Origin of the sequence: Amycolatopsis rifamycinica, from assembly GCF_000695625.1 — a bacterium.
Lineage (GTDB): Bacteria > Actinomycetota > Actinomycetes > Mycobacteriales > Pseudonocardiaceae > Amycolatopsis > Amycolatopsis rifamycinica.
The window spans coordinates 30,010-46,101 of the sequence record NZ_JMQI01000031.1; the positions used below are offsets into that span (position 1 = coordinate 30,010).

Below are 16,092 nucleotides of genomic sequence, written 5' to 3' on the forward strand. Positions count from 1 at the left end.
CGCGGGACGACGACCGGCCGCGGTACACAGTGGACGGCGGGAGGGGTGGCCGCGGGGCGGTCACGCCTCCCGGCCGGGCTCGAGGGCGAGGCCGGCGAGCGCGGCGCCGACGCGGGGATGGATCTTCAGCATCAGGTCGGCGCCCGTGGCTTCGAGCGACCGGGTGACGGAGTGGCCGCCGAGCACGACGGCGAGTTCGGTGCGGGCGTTCGCCCGCAGCAGCGACCGGACCCCGGCGCAGCTGAGGAAGGCCACCCGGCTCAGGTCGACGACCAGCCGGCCATCGGTGGCCAGGGCTTCGTCCAGCGTGCCGACCGTGGCGGCGTCGATGTCGCCGACCAGGGTGAGGACGGTGATGCCGCCCGGTCGCCCGGTCGTGGTGACGGTCAGGCCGGAAGGTTCGTAGATCGTGCGGAAACAGTCGTTCATGGCGCTCCCTATGGTTCAGCGGTGCAGGGGCGCTGACCGGAGCACGTGTCTGAACAACAGCCAACACCCCTGACCGTACGCCCCTGTGCGGTGAGGTCAACCCCGCGGGTTTCCCGGCTCCGGCCTCGGGTAATCCGTTCGGGACGGAAATCCGGCCCGGAGGGAGCTCCATGCGTGTCGTGATCGTCGGCGGTGGTTTCGCCGGTTACCACGCGGCGAAAAGCCTGCGGAAGGAAGCCGGCGAGGACATCGAAGTCGTCGTGCTGAACCCCACGGATTACTTCCTCTACCTGCCGTTGCTGCCCGAAGTCGCGGCCGGGATCCTGGACCCGCGGCGGGTGACGGTTTCGATTCCCGAAACCCTGCGCGGGGTGCGCCTGGTGCTCGGGGTGGCCACCGGCGTGGACTTCGAGGCCCGCCACGTCACCTACACCGACCCCGAGGACAACCAACACCGGATCGGGTACGACCGGCTGGTGCTGGCCGCGGGCAGCGTCAACAAGCTGTTGCCGATTCCCGGCGTCCCGGAGCACGCGCACGGGTTCCGGGGCGTCCCGGAGGCGCTGTACCTGCGCGACCACATCACCCGGCAGATCGAACTGGCCGCCGCGGCCGAAGACCCGGCCGAACGCGACGCCCGCTGCACGTTCGTGGTGGTCGGCGCCGGCTACACCGGCACCGAGGTCGCCGCGCAGGGTCCCGCGTTCACCGCGGCGCTCGCCGCGCGCCACCCCGAGCTGGCCCGGCAGCGGATCCGCTGGCTGCTGCTCGACGTCGCCGAGCGGGTGCTGCCCGAGCTCGACGGGCGGCTCGGCCGCACCGCCGACGAGGTGCTGCGCTCCCGCGGGGTCGAGGTGCTGATGAAGACCTCGGTCGACCACGCCGACGCCAAGGGCGTCACGCTGACGAACGGGGACGCCGTGCCGGCCCGCACCCTCGTGTGGTGCGTCGGCGTGCGGCCGGACCCGCTGGTGGCCGGCCTCGGGCTCGAGACCGCGAAGGGCAGGCTCGTGGTCACCGAGCAGCTCGCCGTGCCGGGCCGCGACGACGTGTTCGCCTGCGGCGACGCGGCCGCGGTGCCCGATCTCACCCGTCCCGGCCAGTACACCGCGATGACCGCGCAGCACGCCGAGCGGCAGGGCAAGCTCGCCGGGCGCAACGTGGCGGCGTCGCTCGGGTACGGCCGCCCCGGCACCTACCGCCACCACGACCTCGGCTTCGTCGTCGACCTCGGGGCCGGCGCCGCCGCGGCCAACCCGCTGCACATCCCGCTGTCCGGACGGCCGGCGAAGGCCGTCACGCGCGGCTACCACCTGATGGCGATGCCGGGCAACCGGGTGCGCACGGCCGCCGACTGGCTGCTGGAGACGCTGACCGGCCGCCAGACCGTCCAATTGGGACTCGTCCGTTCCGGTGCGGTGCCGCTCGACACCGACAGCCCGGAACTCCCCCGTCGTTGAAAGATCCCGTCTGTCAAGGAGAACGCATGCCCGCCGAACCCGAACCCGCCCGTTCCGAAGGCCCGTCCGTGGTGACCGCCGGAGACCCGTCAGGGCCCAAGGTGATCGTCCTCGACCCGGCCGGCGCCGCGAAGCACGACGAGCTGCCCGCGACCTGGCGGCCGCTGGCGGACAAGCGCGCGGTCTTCTGGTGCCGGGTGCCCGCCGGCGGCGCCCTGACCGAAGCCGACGACCTCCTCGGCGACGCCGGCCCCGGCGACCCGGAGATCGCCGTGGTGGCCAGCGGTCCCTTCGCGGCGGAGGCGCTCCAGCTCGTGGAGCGGCACCCGGGCGCGGCCACGCACCTGCTGCTGGTCGACCCGGCTTCGGACGCCTTCCTCGCCTCCGGCGACGCGGCCGAGGCCAACGACGCCTGGCTGGCCGAACACGACGACGTCGTCTCCAAGCTGCGCGAGGCGGGCACGGACGTGCGGGTGGTCGCGTCGAGCACCGAGAGCCCCGAGGACCGCGTCCCGCCGCCGCTGCCGCTCGGGCACCCCGACGTCGTCACGGCGGTGCGGTCGGCCCTCGGCGAGCACTGACGGCCAGGTCGACGAAGGCCCGCACCGCCGGGGACGCCGGGCCGGCCCGCCAGGCCAGGCCCAGGTCGATCCTCGGGGGCGGGTCTTCCAGCCGCTTCAGCACCACGCCGCGGCGCCGCAGGGCCCGGGCCCGGTGTTCCGGGACCGCGGCCAGGCCCGCGCCCTCGGCGACCGCCCGCATCAGCTGCTCGTCCTCCGGTTCTTCGCGGACGATCGGCGGCAGCCCGCCCGGCCAGACCTGGCCGCTGATCGCGTCGTACTGCCCCGGGCCGTTCTCCCGCGGCCAGAACACCACTGGCTCGGCGGCGATCGCGGCCCGCGGCACCCGGCCGCGCCGGCGGGCGAGCGGGTGCCCCGAGGGCAGCGCCAGCAGGACCTCCTCCGAGCCGACCACCGCGACCTCGATCCCCGGGGCGGTGACCGGCGGCCGCACGAATCCGGCGTCGATCTCCCCCGCCGCCAGCCGGGCCAGGTTCAGGCTGGTCCAGCCCGTTTCCAGGGCGAGTTCGACGTCCGGGTGGCGCTCGCGGTAGGCCGCGACCAGGTCACCGGCCAGTGGCCCGGGCGCCGAGCGCGTGTAGGCGATCCGCAGCCGCCCCGCGTCGCCCCGGCCGGCCGCGGCGATCGCGCCGCGGGCCCGGTCCAGCCGATCGAGCAGCTCACGCGCCTCGGCGGCGGCCACCCGCCCGGCGCCGGTCAACGCGAACCGCGGACCCGTCCGGTCGAGCAGGGCGACGCCGAGGTCCGCTTCGAAGGCGCGGATCTGCTGGCTCAGCGACGGCTGGGACACGAACAGCCGAGCGGCCGCCTTCGTGAAATGCATCTCCTCGGCGAGCACGGCGAAGTAGTGCCATCGGCGCAGGTCCACGCAGCGATTATAGGGCGGTCCTATGACTTGATCGGGACGAAGTCTTGGACCGGCCCGCCCGCCCGCTGCTGTCCTTGACCCATGACCACGACCAGCGCGCCCCTGACCCGCACCGACCGCAGGCTGCTCGCCCTCGCCGCCGCGGCGGACCGGCGGCTCGCCGACCCGATGGCCGGCTTCGTCGACCTGGCCGGTGTCCGGGAAGCCGTCGAAGAGCTGACGGAGGCGTTCGCCCCGCTCGGGCGCGTCCAGCACACGGTCGCCGCCAAGGCGTGCGGCCTGGCGCCCCTCCTGCGGTTCCTCGGCGACCTCGGGATCGACGCCGAGGTGGCCAGCCCGGGCGAGACGGCGGTCGCCGAAGCCGCGGGCCTGCGCGGGCCGCGGCTGGTGCTCGACTCCCCCGCCAAGACGACCGCCGAGCTCGCCCACGCACTGGCCGAGGGCACCGCGGTCAACGCCGACAGCTTCCAGGAGCTCGCCCGGCTCGACCGGCTGGTCGGCGCGACCCCGGAATCGGTGCTGGGCGTGCGGATCAACCCGCAGGTCGGGGCGGGCCGGATCGGCGACACCAGCACCGCCACGACCGGGTCCAAGTTCGGCATCCCGTTGCGGGACCACGGAAACCGGGGGCTGCTGCTCGAGTCCTTCGCGCACCGGCCGTGGCTGACGCGGCTGCACGTCCACGTCGGCTCGCAGGGCTGCCCGCCGGAGCTGATGGCCGAAGGTGTCGCGGCGGTGCACGAACTCGCCGAGGAGATCAACGCCGAAGCCGGGTACCGGCAGGTGACCAGCCTGGACCTGGGCGGCGGACTGCCGGTGGACTTCACCTCCGACGAGCCGGGCCCGACCTACGCGGGCTATGTCGCGACGCTGCTGGATCGGGTCCCGGCGCTGGCCGACGGGCGCTACGCGTTCGTCACCGAGTTCGGCCGGTCCCTGCTGGCGAAGAGCGGCTTCCTGGTCAGCGCGGTCGAGTACACGAAGGTCGCGGGCGGACGGCACATCGCCGTGACGCACGCGGGCGGCCAGGTGGCGGCGCGCACGGTGCTCCAGCCGGAGCACTGGCCGCTGCGGATCGGCGCGTTCGACGCGACCGGTACCCCGAAGACCGGGCCCGAGGTCCCCCAGGACATCGCCGGTCCCCTGTGCTTCGCCGGCGACCTCCTCGCCCGGCAGCGGCCGCTGCCGCTGCTCGAACCGGGCGACCTCGTCGTCGCCCACGACACCGGCGCGTACTACTTCGGCGCGCACTACGCCTACAACACGCTGCCGCGCCCGGCGGTGTACGGGTTCACCGTCTCGCCGAGCGGCGACGTCGCGTTCACGCCGCTGCGCCGCGCGCAGACCCTCGCCGAACTGGTCGCCGACGCGGGCGGCGAATTCCTAGGAGCGCTCCCGGAGGCTTGATCGGCCGCGTACGATCCGGGCACGCCGAGGGGAGGCTGTCATGGGGCCGGATCGGGGGCTGCCGCGGTTCGCCGCGCCGCCGGTGGGGATCGTCGTCGCCGTCCAAGCGGCCGTGCTGACCGCGCTGTCCGGCCGCTACGGCTTCCACCGCGACGAGCTGTACTTCATCGCCGCGGGCCACCGGCCCGACTGGGGGTACGTCGACAACCCGCCGATCACCCCGTGGCTGGCCCGCGCGTCGACGGCGTTGTTCGGCGAGACCCCGATGGGGTTGCGGGTCGTCGCGACGCTGCTCGGGATGGCGACCGTGGTGGTCGTCGCCCTCATCGCCCGCGAATTCGGCGGTGGCCGGGGTGTCCAGCTGTTCACCGCGATCGCGACGGCCTCGTCGACCTTCGTGCTGGTGGTGTCGCACCTGCTGGCCACCACCAGCGCGGACGTGCTGCTGTGGTCGCTGATCGCGCTGTCCGGCCTGCGGCTGCTGCGCACCGGAGACGGCCGGTGGTGGCTCGCGGTCGGCGCCGGCGCCGGGCTCGGCCTGGCGAACAAGTGGCTGGTCCTGCTCCTGCTGTCCGGCCTCGGCGTCGGCGTGGCCGTCGCCGGGCCGCGCGGGGTGCTGCGGAGCCGGTGGCTCGCGGCGGGGATCGCGATCGCCGCCCTCCTGGTGACGCCGACGGTGCTCTGGCAGATCTCGCACGACTGGCCGATGCTGACCGTCGCCGGCGGGATCAGCGAGGACGACGGCGCGGAGAACCGCGCCGGGTTCGTGCCGCTGCAGCTGGCCTACCTCTCCCCCGCGCTGGCGCCCGTGTGGATCGCCGGGCTCGTGCGGCCGTGGCGGGAGGCGGGCCTGCGCTGGGCCCGGGCGCTGGCGATCGCGTATCCGGTGGTCTGCGCCGAGCTGCTCGTCCTGGGCGGGAAGCCGTACTACGCGGCGCCGTTGCTGCTGCCACTGCTGGCCCTCGGCGCCGAGCCGGTGCTGCGGTGGCTGAAACGCGGCCGCGCGCCGCGCCGGGTGCTCTCGGGCGCGGCCGCCGCGGTGTGCGCGGCCGTGTCCGTCCTCGCCGGGCTCCCCGTGCTGCCGCCGTCGGCGCTGGGCCCCGTGCTGGCGGTCAACCAGGACGCGGGCGAGCAGGTCGGCTGGCCCGAGTTCGCCGACAGCGTCGCCGGGGCGTGGGCGCGGATCCCCGACGGCGAGCGGGACACCGCGGTCATCCTCGCGGGCAACTACGGCGAGGCCGGGGCGATCGAACGCTACGGTCCCGAGCGCGGGCTGCCGCGGCCGTACTCGCCCCACATGTCCTACGCCGACTGGGGGCCGCCGCCGGACCGGCTGGTCGGGCCGGTGCTGCTCGTCGGGCGGACCGACCCGGCCTCCCCCGCCGCCCGGCTGATCACCGGGTGCCGCACGGTCGCCAAGCATCACAACGCCGATGGCGTCGACAACGAGGAAAACGGCGTCCCGCTCTCGCTGTGCACGCTGACGCGGCCGTGGTCGCAGGCGTGGCCGCGGCTGCGCCGCTTCTACTGATCGGTTCGTCCCTTTCGCGCTACTCTCGGGCGCATGGTGTCGAGGCGCACGGCGGTGGCCGTGGTGGGGGCGGGCCCGGCCGGACTCACGGTGGCGAACCTGTTGCGGCGTGCGGGAATCGGCTGCGTGCTGCTGGAGGCGCAGAGCCGGGCGTTCATCGAACAGCGGCCGCGGGCCGGGTTCATCGAGGAGTGGGCCGTGCGCGGGCTCGAACAGCGCGGCCTCGGCGAGCAGCTCGTCGCGAAAGCGCCGCGGCACGGGAAGTTCGAGTTCCGGTTCGCCGGGCAGCGGCACGTGTTCCGCTACGGCGACGTCACCGGGCAGCGGCATTTCGTGTACCCGCAACAGCTTCTGGTGACCGACCTGGTCGCGCAGTACACCGGCGCCGGCGGCGAGGCGGTCTTCGAGGTGTCCGACGTCGAGCTGCACGACCTGACGTCGGACGCCCCCGCCGTCACGTTCCGGGCCGGCGGCGAGGAGCACCGGATCGACTGCGGCTTCATCGCCGGCTGCGACGGCGCCCGCGGGGTCTGCCAGGGGTACTTCCCGGCGGAGTCGACCGTGAAAGCCCACCACGACTACGGAATCGGCTGGCTGGCCCTGCTCGCCGAGGCACCGCCGTCCGCCGACGGCGTGCTGTTCGGCATCCACCCGCGCGGGTTCGCCGCGCACATGGCCCGCACGCCCACGGTGACGCGGTTCTACCTGCAGACCGCACCGGGCGAGACCGAGGCGGACTGGCCGGACGAGCGCGTGTGGCAGGAACTGCACACGCGGCTCACCGTGCCCGGCGGCGCCATCATCGAAGGAAAGCTGTTCGAAAAGCGAATCCTCGACATGCACAACTACGTCGTGGAGCCGATGTCGCACGGCCGGCTGCACCTCGCGGGCGAAGCGGCGCACCTGGTCGCGCCGATCGCGGCGAAGGGCATGAACCTCGCCCTGCACGACGCGTTCCTGCTCACCGACGCGCTGCAGGCGTACTACGCGGGCGACCCGGCGCCACTGGCCGGCTACTCGGCCGCGTGCCTGCCGCTGGTGTGGCAGTACCAGGAGTTTTCGCTGTGGCTGTCGGACATCTTCCACCACACCGCGGCCGCGGGCGAAAACCCGTTCGCCGCGCGCGTCGCGGAGGCCCGGATGCGCCGCCTGCTCGGTTCGCCCGCGGCCGCGGCGGCGTTCGCGGAGCTCTACATCGGCAAGAACGCCGACCTCTAGCTCCGGGATCGGCTGAACCGGGCCTGTGTTCGCCGCGTGTCCCTGGGTAACGAGCTGCAGCCCTCGCCGCCGGAACCCCGCCGCACCGAAAGGCCAGACCGATGTCCACCGACCCGAACGCGCTGAGCCGCCGCGCGATCGCCATGCTCAAGGCGATCGCCGACGGGCGCGCCGAGCTCCGCTGCAGCTGTGAACCCGACCTCCGCGTGGACGGGCTGCCGTGCTGCGACCAGAGCACCGCCCACGACCTCGCCCGCGCCGGGCTGGTCAAAGCCACCCGGCTCGTCGCCCCCGGCCAGTGGGCGCCCGCCGAACTGACCGACGCCGGGCACCGCGCCCTGACCGGTTTTCCCGCCACCGCCGCTTGACCGGGCGAGAAAACCGGGCACCGCGCTGAACCACCCCGCACCGGCAGCCGTGCTTGGGGTGAGGGCGTCTCGCACACGCCCTCCGGGGTCACCACGACGCAACGATCCGGGCCAGCCTCCGCCCGGTCGGGACCGGGTACCCCGGCGAGCGGCCGTCGCGGCAACGGCCACCTCGCGCGGGCCCGTCCGGCATCCCCAGAATCCCGGACGGGCCCGCCCCTTTCCCGGAGGGAACTCTGACCCGGAATCTTGTCCGGTGGCCTCACCTGATCAGCGGTCGCCGCTGCGCGGACGCGCGCGCGACCGTGGGGACATGCGACGTTTCGTGGCCGTGGGCACGGCCGTCCTGACGGGGTTCGCCCTCCTGACCAGTTCCGGGAGCGCCAACCCGGAAAGCGCTGTCCCGGTCCTCGCGCAGCACGCCGTGGGCGGCTGGGTGGGCACGTGGGCCGCGGCGCCCGCGGCCGCCGTCCCGGACACCCCGGACGGCTACCCGGGCTACTCGATCCGCAACGTCGTGCACACCAGCGCCGGCGGCGGCCGCGCCCGCGTGCACCTGTCGAACGCCTTCGGCGCCGCTCCCCTGACCTTCGGGCACGTCACCGTCGCGATCCAGGGCACCGGGCCGGACGCCGTGCCGGGGACCCTGCGGTCCCTGACCTTCGGCGGCGCCCCGAGCGTCGTCGTGCCCGCCGGCGCCGAGGCGTTGAGCGATCCGGTGCCCCTGCGGATCCCCGCCGACGCGAACCTGCTCGTGACCACCTACGTGCCGGCGAAGTCCGGGCCGGTCACCTACCACCCGGCCGCGGCGCAGACGTCGTACTTCACCCGCGACGGCGACTTCGCCGCCAGTGAGTCCGGTTCGCCGTACACCGAGCAGACGTCGGTGTGGCACTACGTCTCCGGTGTCGACGTCCAAGGCGGTGCCGAGGCTTCGATCGTGACGCTCGGCGACTCGATCACCGACGGCGTCGGCTCCGCGCCCGGGGCCAACCACCGCTGGCCCGACTACCTCGCCGACCGCCTGCACGGCCGCTACGGCGTGCTCAACGCCGGCCTCAGCGCCAACCGGCTGCTGCTCGACGTGCCCGGCTCGGGCGCCGGTCAGAACGCGCTTTCCCGCTTCGACCGCGACGTGCTGAGCGTCGGCGGCGTGCGGACGCTGATCGTGCTGGAGGGCATCAACGACATCCAGCAGACCCCGCACCAGACCGACCCGGCCGCGATCACGTCGGCGTACCGCCAGCTGGTGGCGCAGGCGCACGCCCGCGGCATCCGCGTCCTCGGCGGCACACTCACGCCGTTCAAGGGCTGGCGGGTCTACGACGACACCCTCGAAGCGACCCGCCAGGCGGTGAACGCGTTCATCCGCACCGGCGGGGTCTTCGACGGCGTCGTCGACTTCGACGCCGCGGTCCGCGACCCGGCCGACCCGCTCCGGATGCTTCCCGCCTACGACTCCGGCGACCACCTCCACCCCGGCGACGCCGGTTACGAGCGGATGGCCGCCGCCGTCCGGCTCGACCGGCTGTGACCGCGGGGGATGAACAGCACCGCGACCAGGCTCAGCAGCGCCACGGCGACCAGGTAGAGCGACACCGAGAGCGAAGTGCCGGTGGAGGTCTGCAACGCCGTCGCGATCAACGGCGCGAAGCCGCCGCCCAGCACCGCACCCACGGCGTAGGAGAACGAGGCCCCGCTGTAGCGGTAGCGCGGCTCGAACAGTTCCGCGAACAACGCCGACTGCGGCCCGTAGGTGGCGCCGAGGCCGATGTTGAGCACGATCACCGCCACGAGCAGCCACCCCGTGGCCTTCGTGTCGACGAGCAGGAAGAACGGGATCGGCCAGAGCACCAGAAGTACCGATCCGGCCAGGTACACCGGTTTGCGGCCGGCACGGTCCGACCACGCGGCCGAGGCGAGGATGCTCACGAGCCACGTCACGCTGCCGACGATCACCACGACCAGCAGCGTGGTGCGGTTGATCTTGAGAACGGAAGTGCCGTAGGAGAGCAGGTAGGCCAGGAAGATGTACCCGATCGCGGTGTTGGCGACGAAGCTCCCGGACGCCACCAGCAACGCCCGCGGCCGCTCGCGCAGCACTTCGACCATCGGACGGCTGCTGCGCTCCTCCTCGTCCCGCAACCGCGCGAACACCGGGCTTTCCTCGATCCGCAGCCGGATCACCAGGCCGACGCCGACGAGGACGATGCTCGCCAGGAACGGCACCCGCCAGCCCCACGACGCGAACTGCGCGTCGGTCATCGAGCGGCCGAGGACGAAGAACATCAGCTGCGCCAGGATCAGCCCGGCCGGGACGCCGATCTGCGAGAACGCGCCGTACCGGCCGCGGCGGTCCTCGGGCGCGTGCTCGACCGCCATCAGCGCGGCCCCGCCCCATTCGCCGCCCGCGCTCAGTCCCTGCAGCAACCGCAGGACCAGCAGCAGGATCGGCGCCCAGACGCCGATCGCGGAGTACGTCGGCAGCAGCCCGACGCCGACGGTGGCGAAGCCCATCAGCAGCAGGGACAGCACCAGCATCGCCTTGCGGCCGACGCGGTCGCCGAAGTGGCCCCAGAGGATCCCGCCGACCGGGCGGGCCAGGAACCCGACCCCCAGCGTCGCGAAGGCGGCGAGGGTCCCGGACGCGGGCGACAGCGACGTGAAGAACACTTTGTTGAACACCAGCGCCGTCGCCGTGCTGTAGATGAAGTAGTCGTACCACTCGATGGTGGTCCCCACCGCGCTCGCCACGGCGACCCGCCGCAAGGGCCGGGCCGCGACCGCGCGGCTGCTCATGAGCCTGCCAGTGCGGCGGCCGGGACCAGGTCGTCCACGAGCAGGTCCATCAGCAGCCCGTCGTGCCAGCTGCCGTCCGGACCGCGCTCGTAGGACCGCATCGTGCCCACCGGCCGGAAGCCGAGCGAGGAGTAGAGCCGGATCGCCGCTTCGTTGCCGGCCGCGGGGTCGATCACCAGCCGGTGGTGCCCGCGCACCGTGAACAGGTGCTCGGCCAGCGTGCGGATGGCGTCCGAACCGAGGCCGTGGCCCTGGAAGTCCGGGTGCACCGCGATGTCGATGCCGGCGTGGCGGTACTGCGGATCCGCCTCCTCGAAGGCGAGTTCGATGCCGATGACGGCGGTGTTCCCCACGTCGTCGTACTCGATGGCGTAGGTCGTGGTGCCTTCGTCGGGGTCCAGCAGATAGGACACCTGGGCGGCCACCGGCTCCTCGGCGTCGGCCCACCAGCGGGCGACTTCGGGGTGCGACAGGATCTCCTCGAACCGGGCGGCGTCGGGGGCGGCGGCAGGCCGCAGCCGGACACGGCTACCGGTGATCAGGCCGGTCATCGGCCCAGTGTCGCCCGCCCGGGCGCCCGCTGTCGAGACCCCGAAAGGACCGCTCAGGCGTAGACGGTGACCACGTCCGGCCCCGCCGCGGTCACCTCGCGCACGGTGTCGATCCCGGCTTCACCAGGGATTGTTGTCCTCGTCGTCGGCCGGGGCGGACCGCCGCGGCGGCGACGGCGGGGTGCCGGGAGCGGGCGGGACGGCCGCGCCGCCCGGCGGGGCCGGCGGCACCGGGCCGGGTGCGACCGGCGGCTGCTCGTCCGGTTCGTCCGGGTCGGGGAACCGGCCGCGCAGGGAGTCGAGCAGCGCGCCGCGGGTCTCCGGGTCCTCGTCGCCGAGCTGCTCGGCCATCACGCCGGCGACGCGGTCGGCGATGCCGGACTGCGCCCGGCGCATCGTCGTCAAGATCTGCCGCGACAGCTCTTCGAGGGGGAACGACTTGACCTTGTTCGAGAACGTCAGGTCGGTGACGGTGCCGTCCGCGCCCACGGTCACGCTGACCGCGCCGTCGGAGCTGGTCGCGGTCAGCCGCAGCCGTTCGGTCTGCTCCTGGGCCGCCTGGTAGCGCTCCGCCTTCGCCGCGAACCCGGCCGCCCAGTCGTCCATCCGACGGATCGTCTCGTCGGGGTCCCGCATCAGGCCTCCGAGCCCCTGGGGACCCGTCATGACCGCACCTTCGCTTCCGCCGCGCGCGGCGCCGCCGTGAGCTGACGCTCGAACGGCTGCGCGTTGCCTTCTTCGCCTTCCCGGTAGGACTGCGCGGCCGACCGCACGTTGTCCGCCAGTCCGCGCACCCCTTCCGCCGACGCCGTCAGCGCGTCCTTCGCCTGCTCGTTCGTCGGCCGGATGATCGGCGGGAGGAAGGCGCACAGCAGCCCGTAGGCGTGGTCCGACATCGCCGTGTCGGCCGCGGAGCTCGCCGTGCCGAGCCGGTCCACCAGGCTCTCGACGTGACTCGCGTGCGCGATCAGGTCGTCCGGTTCGACCTCGAAGCCGGGGGCCGTCATGGCCGTCACTTCCAATCCTGGTTCTTCCAGTCGCCGATCACCGGCGGCGCGACCGCCTGCTCGCCGGCGAAGAAGTTCGGGTCGTCGCTCTCGAGGTAGTCGGCGGCCTTGTGTTCCTTGTCGTTGTCGCCCTTGCCGCCGCGGGCACCGGCACCCATGCCGCCCATGCCCGGGGCGCCCGCGGCACCGGCCGAACCGCGGCCCGACATCGCGTTGCGCGCCGCCGCCGCTTCGGCTTCCGCGGCCGCGCCGGACGCGGCACCACCGCTGAGGTTGCCCGCGCCGCGCACGCCCGCGCCACCGGCCCCGCCGGCACCGGCCCCACCGGTCCCCGAGCCGCCGACCCCCGAGCCGCCGATCCCGCCGAGGGAGCCGCCGCCGGCCCCGCCGCCGCCGTTCAGGCCGCCCAGCCGGCTGGCGATGCTTTCGCCGTTGATGCCGCCGCCGCGCCCGATGGTCGGCAACTTGCCGCCGCCGGGGGTGTTGAGCCCGCCGGTGCCGGTGGGCAGCCCGGTGATCGGGTCGATGCCGGGCGGGGTGAACCCGGGGATCGGGCTACCCCCGCGGACGCTGCCGCCGCCCCCGCCGGAGACGTCCGGGATGTTCGGGATCGACGGCGGGGTGAACCCGCTGCCGCCGGTGCCGCCGGAAGCCGGGATGCCCGAGGGCGAGAAGCCGGACGACGACGTCGAGTCGTCGAAGTGCGGCAGCGACGAGCCGGGGATGCCGGCGCCGCTGAAGTTGCCGCCGGCGGGCGTGTCGGGGACGTCGAAGTTCGGCGGCGTGAAGCCGGCGCCACCGGCACCGCCCGCCCCGCTGCCCGCGCCACCGGGGATACCGGCGCCGGAGAAACCGGAACCACCGCCGCCGGAGAAGTCGGACCCACCCGCCCCCGGGATGCCGCTGCCCGAGAAGCCGGAGCCGCCTGAGCCGCCAGAGCCGTCGCCGGGGATGCCGGGCATGCCCGCGCCCCCGCCGGCCGCGCCGCCGGCGCCGCCCGCCACCCCGGCGCCGCCGCCCGCGCCCACGCCGCCCAGTGCGGCCGCGTTCACGTCGGCCCGGGTGCCGGTGGCCGCGGGCTCCAGCGGGCTCCGCGCCAGCAGCGGCTGCGCGCCGCCCGCCCCGGCTCCGCCGTTCGCGACCGCGTTCTGCCGGGTCGCCGTCGCCGTCGGCAGCTTCGGCGGAGCCGGGAACCGCGGCGTGGCGACGGCGCCGCCGATGGTCTCGTCGTACTGCGTCATGATCTGCGCGGCGTGCTCCCGCGCGGCCTGCTGCGCCCGGTAGGTCTGCATGGCCTCGCCCGCGGCCGCCGCGTACTGCACCGGGTCGGTCATCGACATCAGGCGCTGGTTGGTCGCCTGCAGGTCGAACTGCACCGGCGGGTTCGCGGCCATCTGCCGCTGGGTCTCGTTCAAGGCCTGCGAGTGGATCTCCTGCTGCCGCCCGGCGAGCGTCGCGCCCTGCGCGGTCGCGCCGAGCCACTTGCCGACGCCGGCGAGGTGCTCGCGCACGGCGTCACCGGCGTCGCCCTCCCAGTTGGCGGTGCTGGCGTTGATCGCACTGGCGAGGGACTTCTGGTGCGTTCCCAGGTCGTTGCCGACGCGCACCCACTCTTCCGAAGTCTCCGCGACGGTCGCCGAGTTGGCGTCCTGCGTGATGGCTTCGTTCATCTGCTCGTGGCTGGCGTTGTCCCACAGCGTGCGCGGCGCCCCGCCGGTCTCGCGCATGGCGAGGCCCTCGTCGAGGCCGTGCTTGGCGTTGGCGAGGTGGTGTTCGTAGAGGTCCTGGATCTTCCGGTCGCGCAGCACCGGGTCGACGACCGGGCCGAGCCAGCCGCGCCGGATCTCGTCGTCGACCTGCTGGGTGGCCATCTCCCGGATCTGGTCGCCGGACGGCGACTTGTCCGTGGTCAGCGGCCCGACGTAGTACTTCGACGACGAGTCGGCGGTGACGTCGTAGAGGGGGCTGCGCGGGTTGTAGTCCGGGGACGAGGGGTCCGACACGGACTGGGCGGTGGGTGCCACGGTCTCCCTCAGCTGTGGTCGGCGGCGGTCGGGAGCGAGGTCAGCGTCGCGCGCGTCTCCTCTTCCCGGGACTTGTAGTTCTTCTTCGCCAGCTTGATGGCCTCGATGTAGGTCGGGAACTCCTGCCGCGCGGCCTGCAGCTGCGTGAGCAGGCCGGCGTCGTCGGCGGCGGTGCTGACCATGTGCGCGGAGACCCACTGGCCGGTGGCGGTCCGGCTCATCGCGGGCGCGTCCTGCAGCCGCTGCAGCGTGGCCCACCGGGCCTCGAGGGACTCGAGCACGCCTTCGAGCGCCTCGATGAGCTGGTTCCCGGTGGTGTCGTCCACCGCGAAGCCACCGGTCTGGGCGAGCCGCTTCAGCTGCGCCCCGGCGAGGCCGACCCGCACCGCGGCCATTGCCTTGACCTCGGGGGTCGCCGCGGTCTGCATCTGCATGGTGGCCTGGATGGCCTGGGCCGCCACGGCGGCGGTCTCTTCCGTCGTCATCAGGACTGCTCCTCCCCGATCAGTAGACAGCCGCGATCGCGTCGCGGATGGCGCGCGCGAGGTCGGCGCGCCCGGCGGGCACGTATTCCGCGGTCAGTTCGCCGGCGTCGCCGGTCCGGGTGTGCACGAGGTACCGCCCATCGGCGGTGTCGAGCCAGCTCAGCGGCTCGCTGGCGACCCGCTCCCCCCGCCGTCCCTGCGCACTGACGGCGATGTGCCCACCCCCCAGCCGAGGTTCGGCCAGCACCCGTTCGAGCACGGCGACATCGGAGGGCTTCGGAGCCGGCGACCGCCGCCCGGGCCGCACGACGGCCTTGACCTCGATCATCCCGAAGGCATCGGTCTCTTCTTCGTCGAACTCGGCCTCCGCGATCCGCTTCGCGGTCATGGCGGAAACCTCCCGCCCGGCGGCCCGGTGCACGACGTGCCGCCCGGTGGTGGCGGCGGGCGCCGGCGGAAGCACCCCGGTGACGACCTCGACGAGGTCTTCGTCGGCGAACAGCGAGAACAGCAGTTCATCGGTGTCCGGAGCCTGCGTGACCCCGAGCGCCTGAGCCCCATCACTGACGACGAGAACGGCCACATCGGCCCCCAGCCCATCGATCCCGCTGACGGCGACCGAGATCCGAGGCTCGGCGAGCAGCCCGAAGGCGGTCCGGACCCCGGGGTGCAGCTCACCGGAGACGGACAACCGCCGTTCCTCGAGAGCGTCATAGACCTGCCGCGCCACACGCACGAACCGCACGGGATCGCTGGGCAGATTCCCGGCCCGGAGCGGATACCGCCGGACATCGCCCCCGGTAGCCCGCCCGACGACGAGCGCTTCGAAGACCTCGAGGACGAACTCGAACCGCTCCGCCATTACCCCTCGCCGGATCCTTTTCGTCAAACCTTCAAGCAAGTTCTCTGATGAACATTAGCAGTGCGACCGGGAGGGGCGTCGGCACCGCCACCCGGATGCCCGAAAGACCACGATCCCCTGGATCGGCCGGGCAAAGAGCCAGGATCACCCGATGGAGTGGCGCCGGGGATGGTGCTCGGTTGGTCGGCGTGGGTGGGTGTTTTGGGTAACAACGGGGCGGGGTTTACGGCGGTTTCAATTGCGGCGAATCCGGCAGGGCCCCGGGGGGTGGTCGGGCGGCGCGGGGCCGACTGCCGGGTCTGGCTGAGCGGGACGGGGCTGAGCGGGACGGGGCTGGGCTGGACCGGGCCGGCTGGGCTGGGCCGGGGCGGCTGGCCGGCTGGGCTGGGCTGGGCCGGGGCGGCTGGCCAGCTGAGCTGGGTTGGGTGGGCTCGGCCGGCTGCCGGGTCGGACTGAGCCGGGCTGGGCCGGCTGGGCTGGGCCGGGGCCGGCTGCGCTGACT

16 protein-coding genes are annotated in these 16,092 nt (G+C 73.8%); 7 read left to right on the forward strand and 9 right to left on the reverse strand.

Features of this window, described 5'->3' with window-relative positions; all coding sequences use genetic code 11:
• Positions 1-60 precede the first annotated feature (60 nt).
• The gene (locus DV20_RS17090; RefSeq protein WP_043781360.1) at positions 61-429 is read right to left on the reverse strand and encodes an STAS domain-containing protein; all 369 of its coding nucleotides are present in this window, start codon (positions 427-429) and stop codon (positions 61-63) included.
• A 170-nt stretch (positions 430-599) separates the two neighbouring features.
• Here DV20_RS17090 and DV20_RS17095 point away from each other — a divergent pair, with 170 nt between their 5' ends.
• Positions 600-1,889: an NAD(P)/FAD-dependent oxidoreductase gene (locus DV20_RS17095; protein ID WP_043781362.1), complete on the forward strand. Its 1,290-nt coding sequence runs from the start codon at positions 600-602 to the stop codon at positions 1,887-1,889.
• 26 nt (positions 1,890-1,915) lie between these two features.
• A complete protein-coding gene (locus DV20_RS17100) occupies positions 1,916-2,470 on the forward strand; it encodes a hypothetical protein (protein WP_043781364.1) in 555 nt (184 codons plus the stop codon).
• On the opposite strand, the gene DV20_RS17105 is transcribed toward DV20_RS17100, so the two are convergent.
• Positions 2,436-3,338 carry a LysR family transcriptional regulator gene (locus DV20_RS17105; RefSeq protein WP_043781368.1) on the reverse strand — a complete coding sequence of 301 codons (903 nt, stop codon included), beginning with the start codon at positions 3,336-3,338 and terminating at the stop codon, positions 2,436-2,438. The genes DV20_RS17100 and DV20_RS17105 overlap by 35 nt on opposite strands.
• Before the next feature lie 81 nt (positions 3,339-3,419).
• Between DV20_RS17105 and DV20_RS17110 the strand changes: the two genes are divergently transcribed.
• The 5 genes from DV20_RS17110 to DV20_RS17130 all read left to right on the forward strand — a co-directional run bounded on the left by DV20_RS17110 (position 3,420) and on the right by DV20_RS17130 (position 9,396).
• On the forward strand, positions 3,420-4,745 hold the full coding sequence (locus DV20_RS17110) for a type III PLP-dependent enzyme domain-containing protein (RefSeq protein ID WP_043781370.1): 1,326 nt from the start codon (positions 3,420-3,422) through the stop codon (positions 4,743-4,745).
• Between the two features lie 40 nt (positions 4,746-4,785).
• Positions 4,786-6,276: an ArnT family glycosyltransferase gene (locus DV20_RS17115; protein ID WP_043781371.1), complete on the forward strand. Its 1,491-nt coding sequence runs from the start codon at positions 4,786-4,788 to the stop codon at positions 6,274-6,276.
• Between the two features lie 33 nt (positions 6,277-6,309).
• A complete protein-coding gene (locus DV20_RS17120) occupies positions 6,310-7,494 on the forward strand; it encodes a 4-hydroxybenzoate 3-monooxygenase (RefSeq protein WP_043781374.1) in 1,185 nt (394 codons plus the stop codon).
• A gap of 101 nt (positions 7,495-7,595) precedes the next feature.
• On the forward strand, positions 7,596-7,862 hold the full coding sequence (locus tag DV20_RS17125) for a hypothetical protein (RefSeq protein WP_043781377.1): 267 nt from the start codon (positions 7,596-7,598) through the stop codon (positions 7,860-7,862).
• A 313-nt stretch (positions 7,863-8,175) separates the two neighbouring features.
• A complete protein-coding gene (locus DV20_RS17130; protein WP_043781380.1) occupies positions 8,176-9,396 on the forward strand; it encodes an SGNH/GDSL hydrolase family protein in 1,221 nt (406 codons plus the stop codon).
• Here DV20_RS17130 and DV20_RS17135 read toward each other — a convergent pair.
• The 7 genes from DV20_RS17135 to DV20_RS17165 all read right to left on the reverse strand — a co-directional run bounded on the left by DV20_RS17135 (position 9,354) and on the right by DV20_RS17165 (position 15,590).
• Positions 9,354-10,661 carry an MFS transporter gene (locus DV20_RS17135; protein ID WP_043781383.1) on the reverse strand — a complete coding sequence of 436 codons (1,308 nt, stop codon included), beginning with the start codon at positions 10,659-10,661 and terminating at the stop codon, positions 9,354-9,356. The two genes, DV20_RS17130 and DV20_RS17135, sit on opposite strands and share 43 nt — an antisense overlap.
• A complete protein-coding gene (locus DV20_RS17140) occupies positions 10,658-11,212 on the reverse strand; it encodes a GNAT family N-acetyltransferase (RefSeq protein ID WP_043781386.1) in 555 nt (184 codons plus the stop codon). Before DV20_RS17140 ends, DV20_RS17135 begins: the two co-directional genes overlap by 4 nt.
• A gap of 120 nt (positions 11,213-11,332) precedes the next feature.
• Entirely contained in the window at positions 11,333-11,878 is a 546-nt protein-coding gene (locus DV20_RS17145; RefSeq protein ID WP_043781390.1) for a YbaB/EbfC family nucleoid-associated protein, read from the reverse strand.
• Positions 11,875-12,219, reverse strand: coding sequence for a type VII secretion target (locus DV20_RS17150; protein ID WP_043781400.1), 345 nt, complete (start codon positions 12,217-12,219; stop codon positions 11,875-11,877). The genes DV20_RS17145 and DV20_RS17150 overlap by 4 nt, the downstream gene beginning before the upstream one ends.
• A gap of 5 nt (positions 12,220-12,224) precedes the next feature.
• The gene (locus DV20_RS17155) at positions 12,225-14,243 is read right to left on the reverse strand and encodes a hypothetical protein (RefSeq protein ID WP_043781392.1); all 2,019 of its coding nucleotides are present in this window, start codon (positions 14,241-14,243) and stop codon (positions 12,225-12,227) included.
• A gap of 8 nt (positions 14,244-14,251) precedes the next feature.
• A complete protein-coding gene (locus DV20_RS17160; protein ID WP_043781395.1) occupies positions 14,252-14,728 on the reverse strand; it encodes a hypothetical protein in 477 nt (158 codons plus the stop codon).
• 19 nt (positions 14,729-14,747) lie between these two features.
• Positions 14,748-15,590, reverse strand: coding sequence for an ESX secretion-associated protein EspG (locus DV20_RS17165; protein ID WP_043781398.1), 843 nt, complete (start codon positions 15,588-15,590; stop codon positions 14,748-14,750).
• Positions 15,591-16,092: the final 502 nt, after the last annotated feature.

Bases quoted from the DNA above. Each gene is read 5' to 3' on its own strand.
- DV20_RS17090 (WP_043781360.1), bottom strand. From the start codon at position 429: ATGAACGACTGTTTCCGCACGATCTACGAACCTTCCGGCCTGACCGTC.
- DV20_RS17095 (WP_043781362.1), top strand. From the start codon at position 600: ATGCGTGTCGTGATCGTCGGCGGTGGTTTCGCCGGTTACCACGCGGCG.
- DV20_RS17100 (WP_043781364.1), top strand. From the start codon at position 1,916: ATGCCCGCCGAACCCGAACCCGCCCGTTCCGAAGGCCCGTCCGTGGTG.
- DV20_RS17110 (WP_043781370.1), top strand. From the start codon at position 3,420: ATGACCACGACCAGCGCGCCCCTGACCCGCACCGACCGCAGGCTGCTC.
- DV20_RS17115 (WP_043781371.1), top strand. From the start codon at position 4,786: ATGGGGCCGGATCGGGGGCTGCCGCGGTTCGCCGCGCCGCCGGTGGGG.
- DV20_RS17120 (WP_043781374.1), top strand. From the start codon at position 6,310: ATGGTGTCGAGGCGCACGGCGGTGGCCGTGGTGGGGGCGGGCCCGGCC.
- DV20_RS17125 (WP_043781377.1), top strand. From the start codon at position 7,596: ATGTCCACCGACCCGAACGCGCTGAGCCGCCGCGCGATCGCCATGCTC.
- DV20_RS17130 (WP_043781380.1), top strand. From the start codon at position 8,176: ATGCGACGTTTCGTGGCCGTGGGCACGGCCGTCCTGACGGGGTTCGCC.
- DV20_RS17135 (WP_043781383.1), bottom strand. From the start codon at position 10,661: ATGAGCAGCCGCGCGGTCGCGGCCCGGCCCTTGCGGCGGGTCGCCGTG.
- DV20_RS17140 (WP_043781386.1), bottom strand. From the start codon at position 11,212: ATGACCGGCCTGATCACCGGTAGCCGTGTCCGGCTGCGGCCTGCCGCC.
- DV20_RS17145 (WP_043781390.1), bottom strand. From the start codon at position 11,878: ATGACGGGTCCCCAGGGGCTCGGAGGCCTGATGCGGGACCCCGACGAG.
- DV20_RS17150 (WP_043781400.1), bottom strand. From the start codon at position 12,219: ATGACGGCCCCCGGCTTCGAGGTCGAACCGGACGACCTGATCGCGCAC.
- DV20_RS17160 (WP_043781395.1), bottom strand. From the start codon at position 14,728: ATGACGACGGAAGAGACCGCCGCCGTGGCGGCCCAGGCCATCCAGGCC.
- DV20_RS17165 (WP_043781398.1), bottom strand. From the start codon at position 15,590: ATGGCGGAGCGGTTCGAGTTCGTCCTCGAGGTCTTCGAAGCGCTCGTC.